This is a genomic window from Bradyrhizobium sp. UFLA05-153, assembly GCF_054185185.1.
Window position 1 is genome coordinate 55,924 of the sequence record NZ_JBBIAM010000003.1, and the last position, 15,616, is coordinate 71,539.

At 64.0% G+C, this 15,616-nt stretch carries 16 protein-coding genes; 13 read left to right on the plus strand and 3 right to left on the minus strand.

Translation table 11 applies throughout. The features are described 5' to 3' along the window. Nucleotides 1–95: 95 nt before the first annotated feature. Both Q2941_RS02940 and Q2941_RS02945 read right to left on the minus strand, forming a co-directional pair. Entirely contained in the window at nt 96–1,589 is a 1,494-nt protein-coding gene (locus tag Q2941_RS02940) for an NAD-dependent succinate-semialdehyde dehydrogenase (protein WP_458191609.1), read from the minus strand. 220 nt (nt 1,590–1,809) lie between these two features. Further along, the gene (locus tag Q2941_RS02945) at nt 1,810–2,130 is read right to left on the minus strand and encodes a hypothetical protein (RefSeq protein ID WP_458191683.1); all 321 of its coding nucleotides are present in this window, start codon (nt 2,128–2,130) and stop codon (nt 1,810–1,812) included. Nucleotides 2,131–2,468: 338 nt separating this feature from the next. Here Q2941_RS02945 and Q2941_RS02950 point away from each other — a divergent pair, with 338 nt between their 5' ends. Both Q2941_RS02950 and Q2941_RS02955 read left to right on the plus strand, forming a co-directional pair. Next, nucleotides 2,469–3,662, plus strand: a complete 1,194-nt coding sequence (locus tag Q2941_RS02950; protein WP_458191610.1) for a serine hydrolase domain-containing protein — start codon at nt 2,469–2,471, stop codon at nt 3,660–3,662. A gap of 116 nt (nt 3,663–3,778) precedes the next feature. Then, entirely contained in the window at nt 3,779–5,473 is a 1,695-nt protein-coding gene (locus tag Q2941_RS02955) for an AMP-binding protein (RefSeq protein ID WP_458191611.1), read from the plus strand. Between the two features lie 147 nt (nt 5,474–5,620). Here Q2941_RS02955 and Q2941_RS02960 read toward each other — a convergent pair whose 3' ends face one another. Continuing rightward, a complete protein-coding gene (locus Q2941_RS02960; protein WP_458191612.1) occupies nt 5,621–6,622 on the minus strand; it encodes an adenosine kinase in 1,002 nt (333 codons plus the stop codon). Nucleotides 6,623–6,808: 186 nt separating this feature from the next. Between Q2941_RS02960 and murJ the strand changes: the two genes are divergently transcribed. The 11 genes from murJ (at nt 6,809) to miaB (ending at nt 15,582) form a co-directional block, all read left to right on the plus strand. Continuing rightward, on the plus strand, nt 6,809–8,359 hold the full coding sequence (murJ, locus tag Q2941_RS02965; protein WP_458191613.1) for a murein biosynthesis integral membrane protein MurJ: 1,551 nt from the start codon (nt 6,809–6,811) through the stop codon (nt 8,357–8,359). 86 nt (nt 8,360–8,445) lie between these two features. Further along, nucleotides 8,446–9,498 carry a tryptophan--tRNA ligase gene (trpS, locus tag Q2941_RS02970; RefSeq protein ID WP_254109784.1) on the plus strand — a complete coding sequence of 351 codons (1,053 nt, stop codon included), beginning with the start codon at nt 8,446–8,448 and terminating at the stop codon, nt 9,496–9,498. 16 nt (nt 9,499–9,514) lie between these two features. Then, complete coding sequence (locus Q2941_RS02975) at nt 9,515–9,796, plus strand: hypothetical protein (RefSeq protein WP_458191614.1); 282 nt, start codon at nt 9,515–9,517, stop codon at nt 9,794–9,796. Nucleotides 9,797–9,987: 191 nt separating this feature from the next. Continuing rightward, a complete protein-coding gene (locus tag Q2941_RS02980; protein ID WP_027528346.1) occupies nt 9,988–10,482 on the plus strand; it encodes a universal stress protein in 495 nt (164 codons plus the stop codon). Between the two features lie 155 nt (nt 10,483–10,637). Beyond that, nucleotides 10,638–11,207 (plus strand): NifU family protein, encoded by a 570-nt coding sequence (locus tag Q2941_RS02985; protein WP_254109783.1) that lies wholly within the window; start codon nt 10,638–10,640, stop codon nt 11,205–11,207. A gap of 88 nt (nt 11,208–11,295) precedes the next feature. Beyond that, nucleotides 11,296–11,991: a tRNA (adenosine(37)-N6)-threonylcarbamoyltransferase complex dimerization subunit type 1 TsaB gene (tsaB, locus tag Q2941_RS02990; RefSeq protein WP_458191615.1), complete on the plus strand. Its 696-nt coding sequence runs from the start codon at nt 11,296–11,298 to the stop codon at nt 11,989–11,991. Continuing rightward, nucleotides 11,988–12,473: a ribosomal protein S18-alanine N-acetyltransferase gene (gene rimI / locus Q2941_RS02995; RefSeq protein WP_254109781.1), complete on the plus strand. Its 486-nt coding sequence runs from the start codon at nt 11,988–11,990 to the stop codon at nt 12,471–12,473. The genes tsaB and rimI overlap by 4 nt, the downstream gene beginning before the upstream one ends. A 38-nt stretch (nt 12,474–12,511) precedes the next feature. Next, a complete protein-coding gene (locus Q2941_RS03000; RefSeq protein WP_254109780.1) occupies nt 12,512–12,967 on the plus strand; it encodes a Fur family transcriptional regulator in 456 nt (151 codons plus the stop codon). Beyond that, complete coding sequence (locus Q2941_RS03005) at nt 12,967–13,650, plus strand: HAD family hydrolase (RefSeq protein WP_458191616.1); 684 nt, start codon at nt 12,967–12,969, stop codon at nt 13,648–13,650. Before Q2941_RS03000 ends, Q2941_RS03005 begins: the two co-directional genes overlap by 1 nt. Before the next feature lie 162 nt (nt 13,651–13,812). Then, complete coding sequence (locus tag Q2941_RS03010; protein WP_458191617.1) at nt 13,813–13,971, plus strand: hypothetical protein; 159 nt, start codon at nt 13,813–13,815, stop codon at nt 13,969–13,971. A 213-nt stretch (nt 13,972–14,184) separates the two neighbouring features. Beyond that, nucleotides 14,185–15,582 (plus strand): tRNA (N6-isopentenyl adenosine(37)-C2)-methylthiotransferase MiaB, encoded by a 1,398-nt coding sequence (miaB, locus tag Q2941_RS03015; RefSeq protein WP_458191618.1) that lies wholly within the window; start codon nt 14,185–14,187, stop codon nt 15,580–15,582. Nucleotides 15,583–15,616: the final 34 nt, after the last annotated feature.

Consider the following 15,616-nt stretch of genomic DNA (forward strand, 5'->3'; position numbering starts at 1 on the left):
GAGCGAAGCGCAATCCGGGTTTCTCACCAGACTCGGGAATCCCGGATTTCGCTTCGCTCCATCCGGGCTACGGCACTCCATCCGCGGCTACAAACCTAAATCCCCGCCATCATCACGTATTTGATCTCGACATATTCTTCCATGCCGTGATGCGAGCCTTCGCGGCCGAGGCCGCTTTCCTTGACGCCGCCGAAGGGCGCGACTTCCGTCGTGATCAGGCCGGTGTTGACGCCGACCATGCCGGATTCCAGCGCTTCGGCGACACGCCAGACGCGGCCGAGGTCGCGGGAATAGAAGTAGGAGGCGAGACCGAACGGCGAGTTGTTGCACATCGCGATCACCTCGGCTTCGTCCTTGAAACGGAACACCGGCGCGAGCGGGCCGAAGGTCTCTTCATGCGCAACGAGTGCATCCGGTTTGACGTTGGCAAGCACCGTCGGCTCGAAGAAGCTGCCGCCGAGCGCATGGCGCTTACCGCCGGTGACGATTTTGGCGCCGCCCTTGACTGCATCCTCGATGTGCTTTTCGACCTTCAGCACTGCGTCCAAATTGATCAGCGGCCCCTGCACCACGCCGGTCTCGGTGCCGTCGCCGATCTTCATCGCCGCGACCTTCTTGGAAAGCTTCTCGACGAACTCGTCGTAGATCTTGTCCTGGGCATAGAGGCGGTTGGCGCAGACGCAGGTCTGACCCATGTTGCGATATTTCGAGACGATCGCACCTTCAACCGCTGCATCGATATCGGCATCGTCGAACACCACGAACGGCGCATTGCCGCCAAGCTCGAGGCCGAGCTTCTTCACCCCGACGGACGCCTGCTGATAGAGGATCTTGCCGACCTCCGTCGAACCGGTGAAGCCGACGAAGCGCACGGCGGGATGCTCGCACAGCACCTTGCCGATCGCCGACGAATTGCCGGTGAGGATGTTGAACACGCCCTTCGGCACGCCGGCCTTCTCGGCGAGCGCGACCAGCGCAAGCGCCGTCAGCGGCGTTTCATTCGCGGGCTTCAGCACCACGGTGCAGCCAGCCGCGAGCGCAGGCGAGACCTTGCGGGTGATCATGGAGCAGGGAAAGTTCCACGGCGTGATGGCGCCGCAGACGCCGATCGGCTGCTTGATCGCAAGCAGGCGTGCGTCGGGACGCTGAGTCGGGATGGTCTCGCCATAGACACGGCGGGCCTCCTGGGCAAAGAACTCGACATAGGCGCCGCCGATATCGACCTCGCCGAGCGCTTCAGTCAGCGGCTTGCCTTGCTCGGAGGTCAGGATCAACGCGAGATCCTCGCGATTGGCCGCGATCAATTCGAACCATTTGCGCAAGATGTTGGAGCGCTGCTTGGCGGTCAACTTGGCCCAGGCAGGGAAGGCGCGCTCGGCGGCTTGCACCGCCTGCGTCGTCTCTGCCGTGCTCATGACCGGGACCTTTGCGATCTCGACGCCGTTCGCCGGATTGGTCACCGGCCGCGACGGCGTGCCAACCCAGGCGCCGTCGATGTAGCAGGCCTCGCGCAGCAGCGAGGGATCCTTGAGACGATCGCGCAGGGCGGCGGTGGCTTGCGGGGCGCGTGCGGCGGCGGTCGGGGTCATGGCGTTGCTCCTGGGACTGTCGGATTGGCCCGGAATATAGGGGCATGCGGGGCATATTGCATCGCCCCGCAACGCAAGTCTGCTTCAAGCTAATCTGGGATCAGCGCGAAGCCGGCGCAGGACGATTTTTGCTTGAGTCTGGCGGCGATCTCTTACCTCTCCGTACGGGAGGTGTCCTGCATCGTGGGCAGAACTCAGCTCAACTCAGTCTTGGCGTTGTCTACGCTGCGCCGCTCATATAGGTCTCGCGCCGGCCGATCATGCGTTCGGCGGCCGCCTTCGCGTCGGCCCTAGTCGAGGTGGCGCAGGTCCGGTACTCGAGATCCGGCACGGAAGTGGTGTCGCGCCGGCCGAACCACGACTTCGAGCCGACCGGCAGCAGCGCCAGGGCCTGCGCGAGATTGTCGACCGCTCCGAAGGAATATAGCGCACCACTGCCGGCGATCCGGACTTCGTAAATGCCCGGCGAAATCGGCGCCTCGAGGTTCTCGCCCCGCCCCTGACGGGGATAGCGCTTCCATTCGCTCCAGGTCGAAATCATTTTAAGCCCCCTCGCGGCAACCGAAGCCGCCAGCATTTGCTTCAAATCTTTGGCCGGCCGCGTCGAATTGGCCGGATTCTGAACGCCTTCACAAAATATTTCAGAGCAGTATGCCCGAAGCATATCGCCTGATACCCCGCGAGGTCTCGGCGAAGTGCGGTCATCCACCGCAGATTGTGACGAGGTGTTGCAGTTTGGTCCCCGTGTCGTCCTTCGCGGGTGACCCGCCGTCAAGTCACGACATCGCGAACGGCGCTGCAGTTGAGATGCTTGCCGCACGTGGTTCGCGGGAGGACAATCGATCACTTCCAACAATAATCAAACCGGAGGAAATGCGCATGCAAAGCAAAGCCCAGATCGATCAGGTTCTGCGCCAGAAGAGCGATGCGAAGGCCATTCCCGGCGTCGTCGCCGTCGCCGCGACCGGCAAGGACGTGCTTTATGAAGGCGCGTTCGGCAAGCGCGACCTGTCCGAGCCCGATGCAATGACGGTGGACAGCGTGTTCTGGATCGCGTCGATGACGAAGGCGGTCACCGCCGCAGGTGCGATGCAACTGGTCGAGCAGGGCAAGCTTTCGCTCGAAGCACCGATCAGCACGGTGTTGCCGGACCTCGCCGCCCCGCAAGTGCTCGAAGGTTTTGATGCCAATGGCGCGCCAAAGCTGCGTCCGGCGAAGCGGCCGATCACGCTGCGCCAACTCATGACCCATACCGCCGGCTTCTGCTATGAATTGTGGAACGGCGACATCGCCGCTTTTCTGGAAAAAACGGGAACGCCGGGAATCACCACCTGCAAGAACCACACGTTGAGAAGGCCGATTGCGTCCGATCCGGGCACGCGCTGGGAATACGGCATCAACATCGATTTCGTCGGCAAGGCGGTCGAGGCCGTCAGCGGCAAGCGGCTCGACGCGTACTTGCGCGACAACCTGTTCGCGCCGCTCGGCATGAGTGATACGGCGTTCAAGATCACCGATGACATGCGCAAGCGGCTGGTCGGCATGCACGCGCGCGGCGAGAACGGACAGGTCGCTGCGATCCCGTTCGAGCTCGAGCAGGAGCCGGAATTCCACATGGGTGGCGGCGGCCTTTATTCCACCGCAAGCGACTATATCAAGTTCACCCAGATGATCCTGAACAAGGGCCGCGGCAACGGCAACCAGGTCCTCAGGCCTGAGACGATCTCAACCATGAGCCAGAACCACATCGGCGATTTCAACGTCACCAAGTTGATTTCGGCTGCACCGATCTACACCAACGATGTCGACCTCTATCCTGAGCAGGCGAAGAAGTGGGGCCTCAGCTTCATGATCAACACCGCCAAGACGGCTGAGGGCCGCAGCCCGGGCAGCATGGCCTGGGCGGGACTCGCCAACACCTTTTTCTGGATCGATCCGTCACGCGACGTCACCGGCGTGATCCTGATGCAACTCCTACCCTTCGTCGACAAGGACTGCCTGGAAGCCTTCGCCGGCTTCGAACGGGGCGTCTATGCCGGCCTCGATGCCGGAAGCGGCCAGAGGGCGGCATAGCCCCTTAAGTCTAAGACGCGCCTTGTCGCGCGTGCTCACAACAAGATGTACCGTGCCCCGAAGGCCCTCGCCCTCGGGGCACGTGGCCATCATGAAACGGGCTGGAGGACACGACCTTGGCAGACAAAGCTGACAGCTATGTTTGTGGCATCTCCGATACGCCGCTGCTCGGCGACACGATCGGCCGCAGCCTCGACCTGGCCGTGCGGCGCTGGGGCGATCGCGAGGCGCTGGTCTCGCCCAGCCACGGCGTCAGGTGGACCTGGACGGAATTTGCCGAACGGGTCGATGCGCTCGCCGCCGGCTTTCTGGCGCTCGGCCTGGAACGCGGGGCGCGGATCGGCATCTGGTCGCTGAACCGCCCGGAATGGACCTTGACCCAGTTCGCGGCCGCCAAGGCCGGGCTGATCCTGGTGACGATCAATCCCGCCTATCGCCTCAGCGAGCTGGAATTCGCGCTTCACAAGGTCGGCTGCGCGGCGATCGTCACCGCGACGGCCTTCAAGACCAGCAACTACATGGAGATGCTCAACACGCTGCTGCCGGAGCTTGCCAGTGCCAGGCCGGGGCAACTGCACGCGGCGCGGCTGCCCGATTTACGCATCGTCATCCAGATCGGCGGTCCCGCCGTATCAGGCACGATCCCGTTCGAAGAAGTCGCGCGCATGGGTAGCGCCCGTCACCGGGAACAGCTGGCGGCGCTCGGCGCGTCCTTGCAGTTCGACGATCCCGTCAACATCCAGTTCACCAGCGGCACGACCGGCTCACCCAAGGGCGTGACGCTGACCCATCACAACATCCTCAACAACGGCTATTTCACCGGACGCGCGATGCGCCTGACCGAGACGGATCGCATCTGCATCCCGGTGCCGCTCTATCACTGCTTCGGCATGGTGATGGGCAATCTCGCCTCCGTCACGCTCGGCGCGGCCATGGTCTACCCCGGCGAGGGTTTTGATCCGCTCGTGACGCTGCGGACGATCGAGCAGGAGAAATGCACCGCGGTCTACGGGGTGCCGACGATGTTCATCGCTGAGCTCGATCACTCCGATTTCTCGAAGTTCAATCTAAGAACGCTGCACACGGGCATCATGGCCGGGGCGCCGTGTCCGATCGAGGTGATGAAGCGCGTCAACACCGAGATGAACATGCGGGAGGTGACGATCGCCTACGGCATGACCGAGACCAGCCCGGTCAGCTTCCAGAGCGCGGTCGATGATCCGCTTGAGCGCCGCGTCTCCACCGTCGGACGCATTCATCCGCATGTCGAGGTCAAGGTCGTCGATCTCGACGGCAAGATCGTCAAGCGCGGCGAACGCGGCGAGCTCTGCACCCGCGGCTACAGCGTCATGCTCGGCTATTGGGAGGACAAGGAGAAGACCGCCGACGTGCTCGATGCCAACGGCTGGATGCACACCGGCGACCTCGCCACCATCGACGCCGAGGGCTATTGCAACATCGTCGGCCGCATCAAGGACATGGTGATCCGCGGCGGGGAAAACCTCTACCCACGCGAGATCGAGGAATTCCTCTATCGCCACCCGAAGATCCAGGACGTGCAGATCTTTGGCGTGGCGGATACCCGCTACGGCGAGGAGCTCTGCGCCTGGATCCGCGTCAGGTCAGGCGAGAAGCTGACGACCGAGGAGGTCCGCGCCTTCTGCGAGGGCCAGATCGCCCACAACAAGATCCCGCGCTACGTCGAGTTCGTCGACGAATTCCCGATGACAGTGACGGGAAAGATCCAGAAGTTTTTGATGCGGGATGCCGTGGAGAAACGGCTCGGGCTGAAGGCGGCGAAGACGGCGTGAGTGACCGGCCCAAGGGAGGCTGCCATTCCCCGCGAAGGCGGGGGATCCAGTACGCCGCGGCCTCTCCGTATTCGTCGCTGTCTCTGGAATACTGGATCGCCCGGTTTCAAGCCGGGCGATGACAGCGGAGACTGAGGCGAGTTCGCGCTACACCGTCAATCCGCGCTGCTGCGCCAGCTCCTTCAGCGAAACCTGCGGGCGGGCGCCGATGTGCTGGATCACTTCGGCCGCGGCGAGCGCGCCGAGCTGGCCGCATTGCTTGTAGGAGAGATCCCGCGCGAGGCCGAACAGAAAGCCGGCAGCGAAGAGATCGCCGGCGCCGGTGGTGTCGACGAGCTTGTCGATCGGCGAGGCCGGCACCGCGACGGCATCTTCTGATGACACCACCATGCAGCCCTTCTCGCTGCGCGTGACCACGCCGAGATTGACGTCGTTGCGGAGCTGCTTGAGCGCGGCGTCGAAATCCGAGGTCATGTAGAGCGAATGCAGCTCGGACTCGTTGGCAAACACGATATCAACCGTGCCGTTCTTCATCAGCGACAGGAACTCGTCGCGATAGCGGTCGACGCAGAATGAATCCGACAGCGTCAGCGCCACCCTGCGGCGCGCATCATGCGCGATCTTCGCCGCCTTGAGGAAAGCATCCTTGGCGTTCTTGGGGTCCCAGAGATAGCCCTCGAGATAGACGATGCGCGCGGCCGCGATTTCGGCCGGATCGATGTCGGCGGGCGACAGGTCCTGCGCCGCGCCGAGATAGGTGTTCATGGTGCGCTCGCCATCCGCCGTCACCAGGATGTAGGAGCAGCCGGTGGCAGGGCCGTCCTTGGCGGCCGGCGTGTCGAAGGCAACGCCGGCAGCGCGGATGTCGTGCACATAGAGCTTGCCGATCTGGTCGTCCTTGACCTTGCCGACATAGGACGCCCGCGCCCCCAGGCTCGCAACGCCGACGATGGTGTTGGCGGCTGAGCCTCCCGACACTACCGTGGCCGGGCCCATATCCTTGTAGATGGCGGCGGCGCGCGCCTCGTCGATCAGGGACATGCTGCCCTTGGTCATGCCGTGTTTGGCGAGAAAAGCCTCGTCGGTCCGGACCAGCACGTCGAACAGCGCGTTGCCGATCCCCAAGACGTCATATTTCGCGTCAGCCATTCACCTTGATCCTGTTGCCCGATTGCGGTTACGCGGAAAATCCGCTTCCTGTTCGGCTCGAAATCCGGCTCGCGGCCTATCACGTTAGGCCCCGCGCGAGCAAGCAACGAAGGGTTATCTTTTGACGCGTTTTCTTTACGCGAACCGGGACCACTTCGCTCGAAAACGCTATGGTATGTAGGCCCGATGATCCGCTCCTTCCTGACCGTTTCGACGGGAACATTGGCCTCGCGGCTGTTGGGCTTTGCCCGCGATTCCCTGATCGCGGCGCTGCTCGGGACCGGTGCCGTCGCGGACGCATTTCTCGCCGCGTTCCAGCTCGTCAACGTGGTACGCCGGCTGCTCAGCGAAGGCGCGCTCAATGCGGCGCTGGTCCCGGCCTGGCTCGGCATCCGTGAGCGCGATGGCGAAGAGGCTGCGGCGGCCTTCGCCGGCCGCGTCCTGGGGACGATCAGCGCGGCGTTGATCGTAGCCTCGATCGTGATCGCACTGGTGATGCCGCTCATCATCACCATCATCGCGCCGGGCTTCGTCGGAAGCGACACGCGCGATCTGGCGGTCGCGAACGCGCGGCTGATGCTGCCCTATCTCGCCTTCGCCGGCCCGGTCACGGTGCTGATGGGGCTGCTCAATGCGCAAGGCCGCTTTGCGCTCACGGCGTTCTCGCCGCTGCTGTTCAACATCGCGCTGATCGCCGCGATCGCAGCTCTGCTGCTGGAACACGCCGATGCGGTCTTCGCCGCATGGACGCTTGCCGCGACCGTCGGCATCGCCGGCCTCTTGCAACTGTTGATGCTGGGCTCGCAGCGCAGCGCGTGCCTCGCCACGCCCCTGCGCGTCACCTTCGACAAGGAAATGCGCGGCTTCTTCGCCAAGGCGATCCCCGGCATGATCGCAAGCTCGGGGCCGCAATGGCTGATGGTGGCGGGTGCCATCATTGCTTCGGCGACGCCGTCGGCCGTCTCCTGGCTCTATTTCGCCAACCGCCTGATCGAATTACCGCTCGGCATCGTCGGCGTCGCCATGGGTACCGTGCTGGTGCCGGAGCTGACGCGCGCGACCGGTAGCGGCGATCGCGGCGCCGTGGCGCATGCTGAATCGCGGGCGCTCGAGCTCGCCACGGGTCTTGCGCTGCCGGCGACCCTCGGCCTGATCGTGCTGGCCGAGCCGACCGTGCGGTTGCTGTTCGAGCATGGCGCGTTCGGCGCGAGCGACACTGCGGCCAGCGCACGCGCGCTGATGGCGCTGGCGCTCGGCCTGCCCGCCCATGTCCTGATCAAGGCCCTGTCGCCGGCCTTCTTTGCCCGCGGCGACACCATGGCGCCGCTGATCGCGACTGCAAAGGGGTTCGTGGTCGCCGTGGCGCTCGCGGTGGTTCTAGGCCATGTCTTCGGCGCAACGGGCATTGCAGCGAGCATCGCCTGCGGCGCCTGGAGCAGCGCGCTCTCGCTGCTTCGCAAGGGTGCAGACGAATTCGGCTTCGCGGTCGACGACGACGCCCGCAAGCGGCTGCCGCGGATCGCGCTCGCCGCGCTCGCCATGGGCACCCTGCTCTGGCTCACGACCGCGATCACGCCCGCCGGCGGCCACAGCCTGCTCGGGTTGATCGTTCTCGGCCTTCAGATCACGGGTGGCCTGGTGGCCTATGGCCTGTTCCTGAAACTGCTCGGCATCGCGTCCTGGCGCGAGGCCGTTGCCGCCTTGAGGCGGCCGGCGCATCAGGACCGGGGCGCGTAAGAGCAGCGAATTACACTTGACGGAGCAGCGCCGCTGTTGGAAACGACGGCCCGTACCTCTGGGGAAAGCTTGCCAGGAAAGCTGCCATGCCATTCGTTGAACGGGTTTTTTCGGGCGTCCAGCCGACGGGCAATCTGCACCTCGGCAATTACCTCGGCGCGATCGTCAACTTCGTGAAGATGCAGGAAACGCACAACTGCATCTATTGCGTGGTCGACATGCATGCGATCACGCAAGGCGTGGACGTCTGGGGCGGACCGGCCGAGCTCGCGCGCAACACCCGCGAGGTGACCGCGGCGTTCATCGCTAGCGGCATCGATCCGAAGAAGCACATCGTGTTCAACCAGAGCCAGGTCGCCGGCCACGCCGAGCTTGCCTGGATCTTCAACTGCGTCGCGCGCATGGGCTGGCTCAACCGCATGACCCAGTTCAAGGAGAAGGCCGGCAAGGACCGCGAGAACGCCTCCGTCGGCCTCTACGATTATCCCGTGCTGATGGCGGCCGACATCCTGCTTTATCGCGCCACGCATGTTCCGGTCGGCGAGGACCAGAAGCAGCATCTCGAGCTTTCGCGCGACATCGCGCAGAAGTTCAACAACGATTTTGGCGATTCGATTCGCGGTCATGGCTTCGGTGACGGCCTGTTCTTCCCGCTGCCGGAGCCGCTGATCACGGGGCCGGCGACGCGCGTGATGAGCTTGCGGGACGGCACCAAGAAGATGTCGAAGTCGGATGCGTCGGACTACTCGCGCATCAATTTGACCGACGATGCCGACACCATCGCGCAGAAGGTCCGCAAGGCGAAGACCGATCCGGAGCCGCTGCCGACGGAAGAAAAGGGTCTGGAAGCGCGCCCCGAGGCCGACAACCTTGTCGGGATCTTCGCCGCGCTGTCGGGCCGGGCGAAAGCCGACGTGCTGCGCGATTTCGGCGGCGGCCAGTTCTCCAGCTTCAAGAACGCGCTGGTCGATCTCTGCGTGACAAAGCTGGCGCCGATCGCCGGCGAAATGAAGCGCCTGGTTGCCGATCCCGGTCACATCGATACCATCCTGAACGACGGCGCCGACCGCGCGCGCGCGATTGCGGACGAGACCATGGCGCTTTCCAAGGACATCGTTGGCTTCATCCGCAAGCGCTAGTCGGCGGACGACGCCGATGAGAACGCCAGACTTCGAAAGAGATGGCTGGCGCCTCGGAGACGGGGAGGAGCGCCACCGCGCTACCCCCGAGACCTTTCAAATTCCGGATCTCGCCGTCCGGAAGCTTCTCCAGCCTGGCGACTACGCCAAGCTGATCTTCGAGATTGTCGTCGAGGGTGAAGAACACCCATCCGTTGAGCGGATGTGGGTGATCGTCCGCGAGCGCAAGGCGAATGGCTATGTCGGCATGCTCGCGAATCAACCGCTTCTGTCGCTGAGAACGATCAGTTTTGGCTAGGAACCGAACTGCCGTTTGAGTACCTGCACATCATTTCCGTGCAGCCGGGCGACGCAGAGAGTGTTGCAGCCGCGAAGGCGCCCGTGCCGATCCCCTGGAATCGTCCAGACTAGGGCTCAGATCGGCGACGCCGCTTGTCGAAGACGGCCACACCGTGGCAGCATGCCGGGCGGGGATACGCCGGGACATGCATGAGCAGCAAGCGACGATGCTTTGAGCCGGGTCACAAGCCCAAATGCCTTGTCATCGTCGACGACACCGCCGAATGGGACCGCGCGGTCTATTACGCCAGCCGCTGGGCGATCCGCGCCGGCGGCGGCGTGGTGATGCTGCGCATCATCGAGACCGAGGACCAGAACCAGCAATGGCTCGGTGTCGCCGACATCATGCGCGCTGAAGCGGAGGAGGCGGCGAACGCCGCGCTCGATCGCGCCGCCGGCCGCGCCAACGGCATCGCCGCGATCACGCCGGAACGCGTGATCCGGGAGGGCTACCCGATGGAACAATTGCTCGAGGTCATCGACCAGGATCCGGATATCGCGATGCTGGTGCTCGCGGCCAATCCCGGCGCCGAGGGACCGGGGCCGCTCGTCGCGCTGCTCGCCAATGCCGTCGGCACGTTCCCGATTCCGGTGACGATCATCTCGGGCGAGCTGAGCGACCCCGAGGTCGACGCGCTGTCATAGGACCGTTTCCCCCTCCCCGTTAACGGCGCGAGGGGTTAACCCGCTGATCCCGCAGCAAAACTTCCCCACCCGCCCCTTGACCGTGCGTTTGGCGTCGCCATCTGGTACTGAAAGCTCACGCGCCGGCCTTGAACCGGCGACGTCCGGAGAGAGCCATGTTTATTCAGACCGAAGCTACCCCCAATCCCGCCACGTTGAAGTTCATCCCAGGCCGCCTCGTATCCGACGGCGGCCCGATGGAATTCGCCTCGCGCGAGGCCGCCGCCCGCTCGCCGCTCGCCGAAAAACTGTTCGACGTGCCCGGCGTCACCAGCGTGTTCTACGGCAGCGACTTCATCACCGTGACCAAGGCGAGCGGTGAATGGCAGCAGCTCAAGCCCGCGATCCTCGGCGCGATCATGGAGCATTATATGTCCGGCGCGCCGCTGCTCGCCGATGGCGTGGCCGCCAGTGACGACAACCTCGACGAGGAAGACGAATTTTTCGACGAGGCGGATGCCGAGACGGTCGACATGATCAAGGATCTGATCGAGACCCGCGTGCGTCCCGCGGTCGCCAATGATGGCGGCGACATCACCTTCCGCGGCTTCAAGGACGGCGTCGTCTACCTCAACATGAAGGGCGCCTGCTCCGGCTGCCCGTCCTCGACCGCGACGCTCCAGCACGGCATCCAGAACCTGCTCAGGCATTTCGTGCCCGACGTGGTCGAAGTCCGGCCGATGTGATTTGGCCGCGAATGGCGAGTAGCGAATGGCGAATGAAACCCCGATCGGTTAGGCTGCTCGCTATTCGCCACTCGCCATTCGCTTTTTTATGCTGATCCTTGCCATCGATACTGCGCTCGACGCCTGCGCCGCGGCCGTGCTCGACACCGAAACCGCCGAACTGCGCGCGCAGGAATCGCTGCCGATGAAGCGCGGGCATGCGGAAGCTTTGATGCCGCTGATCGCGCGGGTGATGCAATCGGCCGAGCTCAGCTTCACCGCGCTCGACCGCATCGCGGTTACCACCGGTCCCGGCAGCTTCACGGGGCTGCGCGTCGGGATTTCGGCCGCGCGCGGACTTGCGCTCGCAGCCGGCAAGCCGGCGGTGGGGCTGACGACGCTGTCGGCCTATGCTGCCGCCATCATCAGCCAGAACAAGCCGGCACCTGTCATCTCCGCAATCGACGCGCGGCATGACCACGTCTATTTTCAGATCGTCGCCGGCGACGGCAGCCAGCTCGTGCGGCCAGGAGTTGCGGGCGTCGATGAGGCGATCGCCGCCTCGCAATTCGGCGCGCCGCATCTGGTCGGCAATGCCGCCAAAATTCTCGCCGATCGCTGGCCGAAGGACGCAGCCCAACCGATCGCCGTCGATCAGCAGGCCGCGCCCGACATCAATTGGGTGGCCTGGCTGGGTGCAGCCGCCGATCCCGACACCAATCCGGCGCGTCCGTTCTATTTGCGGGCGCCCGATGCGAAACCGGCCGCCATGCCGCCACTCGCAGCACACGCCGCAACTCCATGATGAATTGGCTCGCCGAATGGTGGCGCGGCGGCACCGCCCTCGTCGAGGGCGCGAGCGCGCGCGACGCTGCGCGCCTCGCGCAACTGCATGGCGCAGCCTTTGCGCGCGGCTGGGGCGAAGGCGAATTCGAAAGCATGATGAGCGAGCGCAACACGCTGGTGCATCGCTTGCGATTGGGCCGCAAGACGATCGGTTTTGCGGTCTCGCGGATGGGCGCCGACGAGGCGGAAATCCTCTCCATTGCCGTCGACCAGGCCTATCGCGGCCGCGGGTTCTCCCGCGCGCTGCTCTTGACCCATCTCGGCCACCTCGCCGGCCGCGGCGTGCGCACTATATTTCTCGAAGTTGAGGAAAATAACCGGCCGGCGCGGGCCCTCTACGACGGCATCGGATTCATGGTGGTCGGGCGCCGCGAACGCTACTATAAGCAGGCGAACGGGGAACAATTGAACGCACTTCTGATGCGACGTGACTTGTCGTAACATCGACTGAACAAGGCGCCCGCCAGGCAGACAACCCTATGACCGTACTCAAACATTCTTCCGCGACCAAGGCGACCGGCATCGAGGCGCGCTGTGCCGCCACCGGCATGCGCATGACCGAGCAGCGCCGCGTCATCGCCCGCGTGCTCGCGGAAGCCGTAGATCACCCCGATGTCGAGGAACTCTATCGACGCTGCGTCGCCGTCGACGACAAGATCTCGATCTCGACCGTCTATCGCACCGTAAAACTGTTCGAGGATGCCGGCATCATCGAGCGCCACGATTTCCGCGAGGGCCGCGCGCGCTACGAGCAGATGCGCGACAGCCATCACGACCACCTCATCAATTTGCGCGACGGCAAGGTGATCGAGTTCACCTCCGAAGAGATCGAGAAGCTGCAGGCGGAGATCGCCCGCAAGCTCGGCTACAAGCTGGTCGATCACCGGCTCGAGCTCTATTGCGTCCCGCTCGACGACGAGAAGCCTGCAAGTTAGTGCCTGTAGACCTTATCATCTTCGACTGCGACGGCGTGCTCGTTGACAGCGAGGTGATCTCCTGTCGCGCGCATGCGGATGTGCTGACGCGCCACGGCTACCCGATCACACCGGAGCAGGTATTGGTCCGCTTCCTCGGCGTATCCGAGCGGGATGCGCGGCTGATGGTCGAACAGGAAATCGGCCGCAAGCTACCTGACGATCTGGAGCAGCAGGTGAATGCGGCGACGCTGCAATTTTATGCCAGCGATCTGCTGCCGATCACCCATGTGGCCGCCGCGATTGGCGCAATCGATTTGCCCAAATGCGTTGCATCGAGCGGCACACCGGAGAAGATCCGTCACGGCCTGTCTTGTGCTGGGCTATACGAAATGCTTGCTCCGCACATCTTTTCCGCAAGCCAGGTCGCACGCGGCAAGCCCGCACCCGATCTGTTTCTGTTCGCCGCCGAGCATATGAAAGCCGCGCCGGAACGATGCCTCGTGATCGAGGACAGCGTTCCCGGGGTGACGGGTGCGCACGCTGCCGGGATGACCGTGCTCGGCTTTCACGGCGGTAGCCACTGCCCACCGGGTCACGCCGCCAGGCTGCGTGCGGCCGGCGCTGGATTGACGTTCGATGACATGCGGCAGTTGCCGGAGCTGGTCCGGCAGGTCGCGGCCGACCCTGAGCTTTTGGCGTGAAGAATGTGCGGTGAACTTGGACGAGCAACACGACTGTCTCTTATACACATCATGTGTATAAGAGACAGGTGCCTGATACGCCGTCAGCTTGAACCTGAGGGGTTCATCCCATTCTGCTACGGTGCCAGCCTCAATGTGTATCCTTCTGGAATGGCGAGAGACATGGGACGGGGCCTGAAGGCATACCGGCTGACCAAGGGTGCCCACGTGCACATGACCGATCTCGTCGAAATCTTCGAAACGGGGCCTGATGTCATCCCCGCCTCGGTTGATGCGCAGGATGCGTTCTGGAGAGAATGGCTCGCCACCCCGCGCCGGTAGGTTGATACACCCAGGTCGCCGCAGCTTGGCCTGCCATCGTCGTTTCGGGGCATCGCGCCGCGATTAGCCCGGAATCCAGGGGATTTGGCGCGAGATTCCGGGTTCGATGCTTTGCATCGCCCCGGAATGACGGTCTCTGAGGGGTCCAATCGCTGGATTTTCGCCCCTACAGCCTATATCTGAGGGCCGTTCTCCACCTCAAATCCGGGTTCCATGACGCCGCCGCGCAAGCTGCACATCAAATCATATGGCTGCCAGATGAACGTCTACGATGCCCATCGCATGGTCGACACGCTGGCGCCGGAAGGATTCGTGGAGACGGCGAGCGCAGAGGATGCCGACCTCGTCATCCTCAACACCTGCCATATCCGCGAGAAGGCGTCGGAGAAGGTCTATTCCGAGCTCGGGCGCCTGCGCGTCGCCAAGGACGAGGCCGCGCGCGGCGGCCGCACCATGCAGATCGCGGTCGCCGGCTGCGTCGCGCAGGCCGAGGGCGAGGAGATCGTGCGCCGCGCTCCGGTGGTCGACGTCGTGGTCGGGCCGCAGAGCTATCACCATTTGCCGGAGCTGCTGAAGCGCGCAGGCCATGACGGCCGCGCGATCGAGACCGAATTTCCGGCGGCCGACAAGTTCGGCTTCCTCGCCCAGCCAAAGCCCGAGGCGATCCGCGCGCGCGGCATCTCCGCCTTCGTCACCGTGCAGGAAGGCTGCGACAAGTTCTGCACCTTCTGCGTCGTGCCCTATACGCGCGGCGCCGAGGTGTCGCGTCCGGTTGCGAAGATCGTCGACGACGTGAAGCGGCTAGCCGACCATGGCGTGCGCGAACTCACGCTGATCGGCCAGAACGTCAACGCCTATCACGGCGAGGGACCGGACGGACAAAGCTGGCCGCTCGGCAAGCTGCTCGAGCATCTCGCGCAGATTCCCGGCATCGTTCGGCTGCGCTATTCGACCAGCCATCCCCGCGACGTCGACGACAGCCTGATTGCGGCCCACCGCGACCTTCCCGGCCTGATGCCCTTCGTGCACCTGCCGGTGCAGTCGGGCTCGGACCGGATCCTGGCGGCCATGAACCGCAAGCATACCGCCGATGAATACCGGAAGATCATCGACCGTTTCCAGGCTGTACGCCAAGACATTGCTTTTTCATCAGATTTTATCGTGGGTTTCCCTGGGGAGACCGAGCAAGATTTTCGCGCGACCCTCGCACTGGTCACACAAATCGGCTACGCTGCAGCCTACTCGTTCAAATATTCGGCCCGGCCGGGAACCCCAGCCGCGGAGATGCAGGAGACGGTGTCCCTAGTCGAGATGGACCAGCGATTGGAGCGGCTCCAGGAGTTGATCGACGCCCAGCAATCGGCCTTCAACAAGGCTGCGATTGGTACAACCGTCGACGTGTTGTTCGAGCGCGAGGCGCGCAAGGACGGCCAGATCGTCGGTCGCACCGCTTACCTTCAGCCCGCACATGTGATGGCATCGCCCGATATCATCGGAAAAGTCCTGCCGGTTCGCATCGACAGCCTCGAACGCTACAGCCTGCTCGGCGAGCTCGTGACGCCCGAGCCCGCGCAGCGGCCCGCTTTATCGCCAATCGCCACTGGAGCCTGAAACCCTTGCCAAAAAGCGCATCGGATTCGTCTTC

What these genes read in the sequence shown, in the direction of transcription:
- trpS (WP_254109784.1), top strand. Translation starts at nt 8,446, where the DNA reads ATGCCATTCGTTGAACGGGTTTTTTCGGGCGTCCAGCCGACGGGCAAT.
- miaB (WP_458191618.1), top strand. Translation starts at nt 14,185, where the DNA reads ATGACGCCGCCGCGCAAGCTGCACATCAAATCATATGGCTGCCAGATG.
- murJ (WP_458191613.1), top strand. Translation starts at nt 6,809, where the DNA reads ATGATCCGCTCCTTCCTGACCGTTTCGACGGGAACATTGGCCTCGCGG.
- Q2941_RS02975 (WP_458191614.1), top strand. Translation starts at nt 9,515, where the DNA reads ATGAGAACGCCAGACTTCGAAAGAGATGGCTGGCGCCTCGGAGACGGG.
- rimI (WP_254109781.1), top strand. Translation starts at nt 11,988, where the DNA reads ATGATGAATTGGCTCGCCGAATGGTGGCGCGGCGGCACCGCCCTCGTC.
- Q2941_RS02940 (WP_458191609.1), bottom strand. Translation starts at nt 1,589, where the DNA reads ATGACCCCGACCGCCGCCGCACGCGCCCCGCAAGCCACCGCCGCCCTG.
- Q2941_RS02980 (WP_027528346.1), top strand. Translation starts at nt 9,988, where the DNA reads ATGAGCAGCAAGCGACGATGCTTTGAGCCGGGTCACAAGCCCAAATGC.
- Q2941_RS02960 (WP_458191612.1), bottom strand. Translation starts at nt 6,622, where the DNA reads ATGGCTGACGCGAAATATGACGTCTTGGGGATCGGCAACGCGCTGTTC.
- Q2941_RS02945 (WP_458191683.1), bottom strand. Translation starts at nt 2,130, where the DNA reads ATGATTTCGACCTGGAGCGAATGGAAGCGCTATCCCCGTCAGGGGCGG.
- Q2941_RS02985 (WP_254109783.1), top strand. Translation starts at nt 10,638, where the DNA reads ATGTTTATTCAGACCGAAGCTACCCCCAATCCCGCCACGTTGAAGTTC.
- Q2941_RS03010 (WP_458191617.1), top strand. Translation starts at nt 13,813, where the DNA reads ATGGGACGGGGCCTGAAGGCATACCGGCTGACCAAGGGTGCCCACGTG.
- Q2941_RS02950 (WP_458191610.1), top strand. Translation starts at nt 2,469, where the DNA reads ATGCAAAGCAAAGCCCAGATCGATCAGGTTCTGCGCCAGAAGAGCGAT.
- tsaB (WP_458191615.1), top strand. Translation starts at nt 11,296, where the DNA reads ATGCTGATCCTTGCCATCGATACTGCGCTCGACGCCTGCGCCGCGGCC.
- Q2941_RS03000 (WP_254109780.1), top strand. Translation starts at nt 12,512, where the DNA reads ATGACCGTACTCAAACATTCTTCCGCGACCAAGGCGACCGGCATCGAG.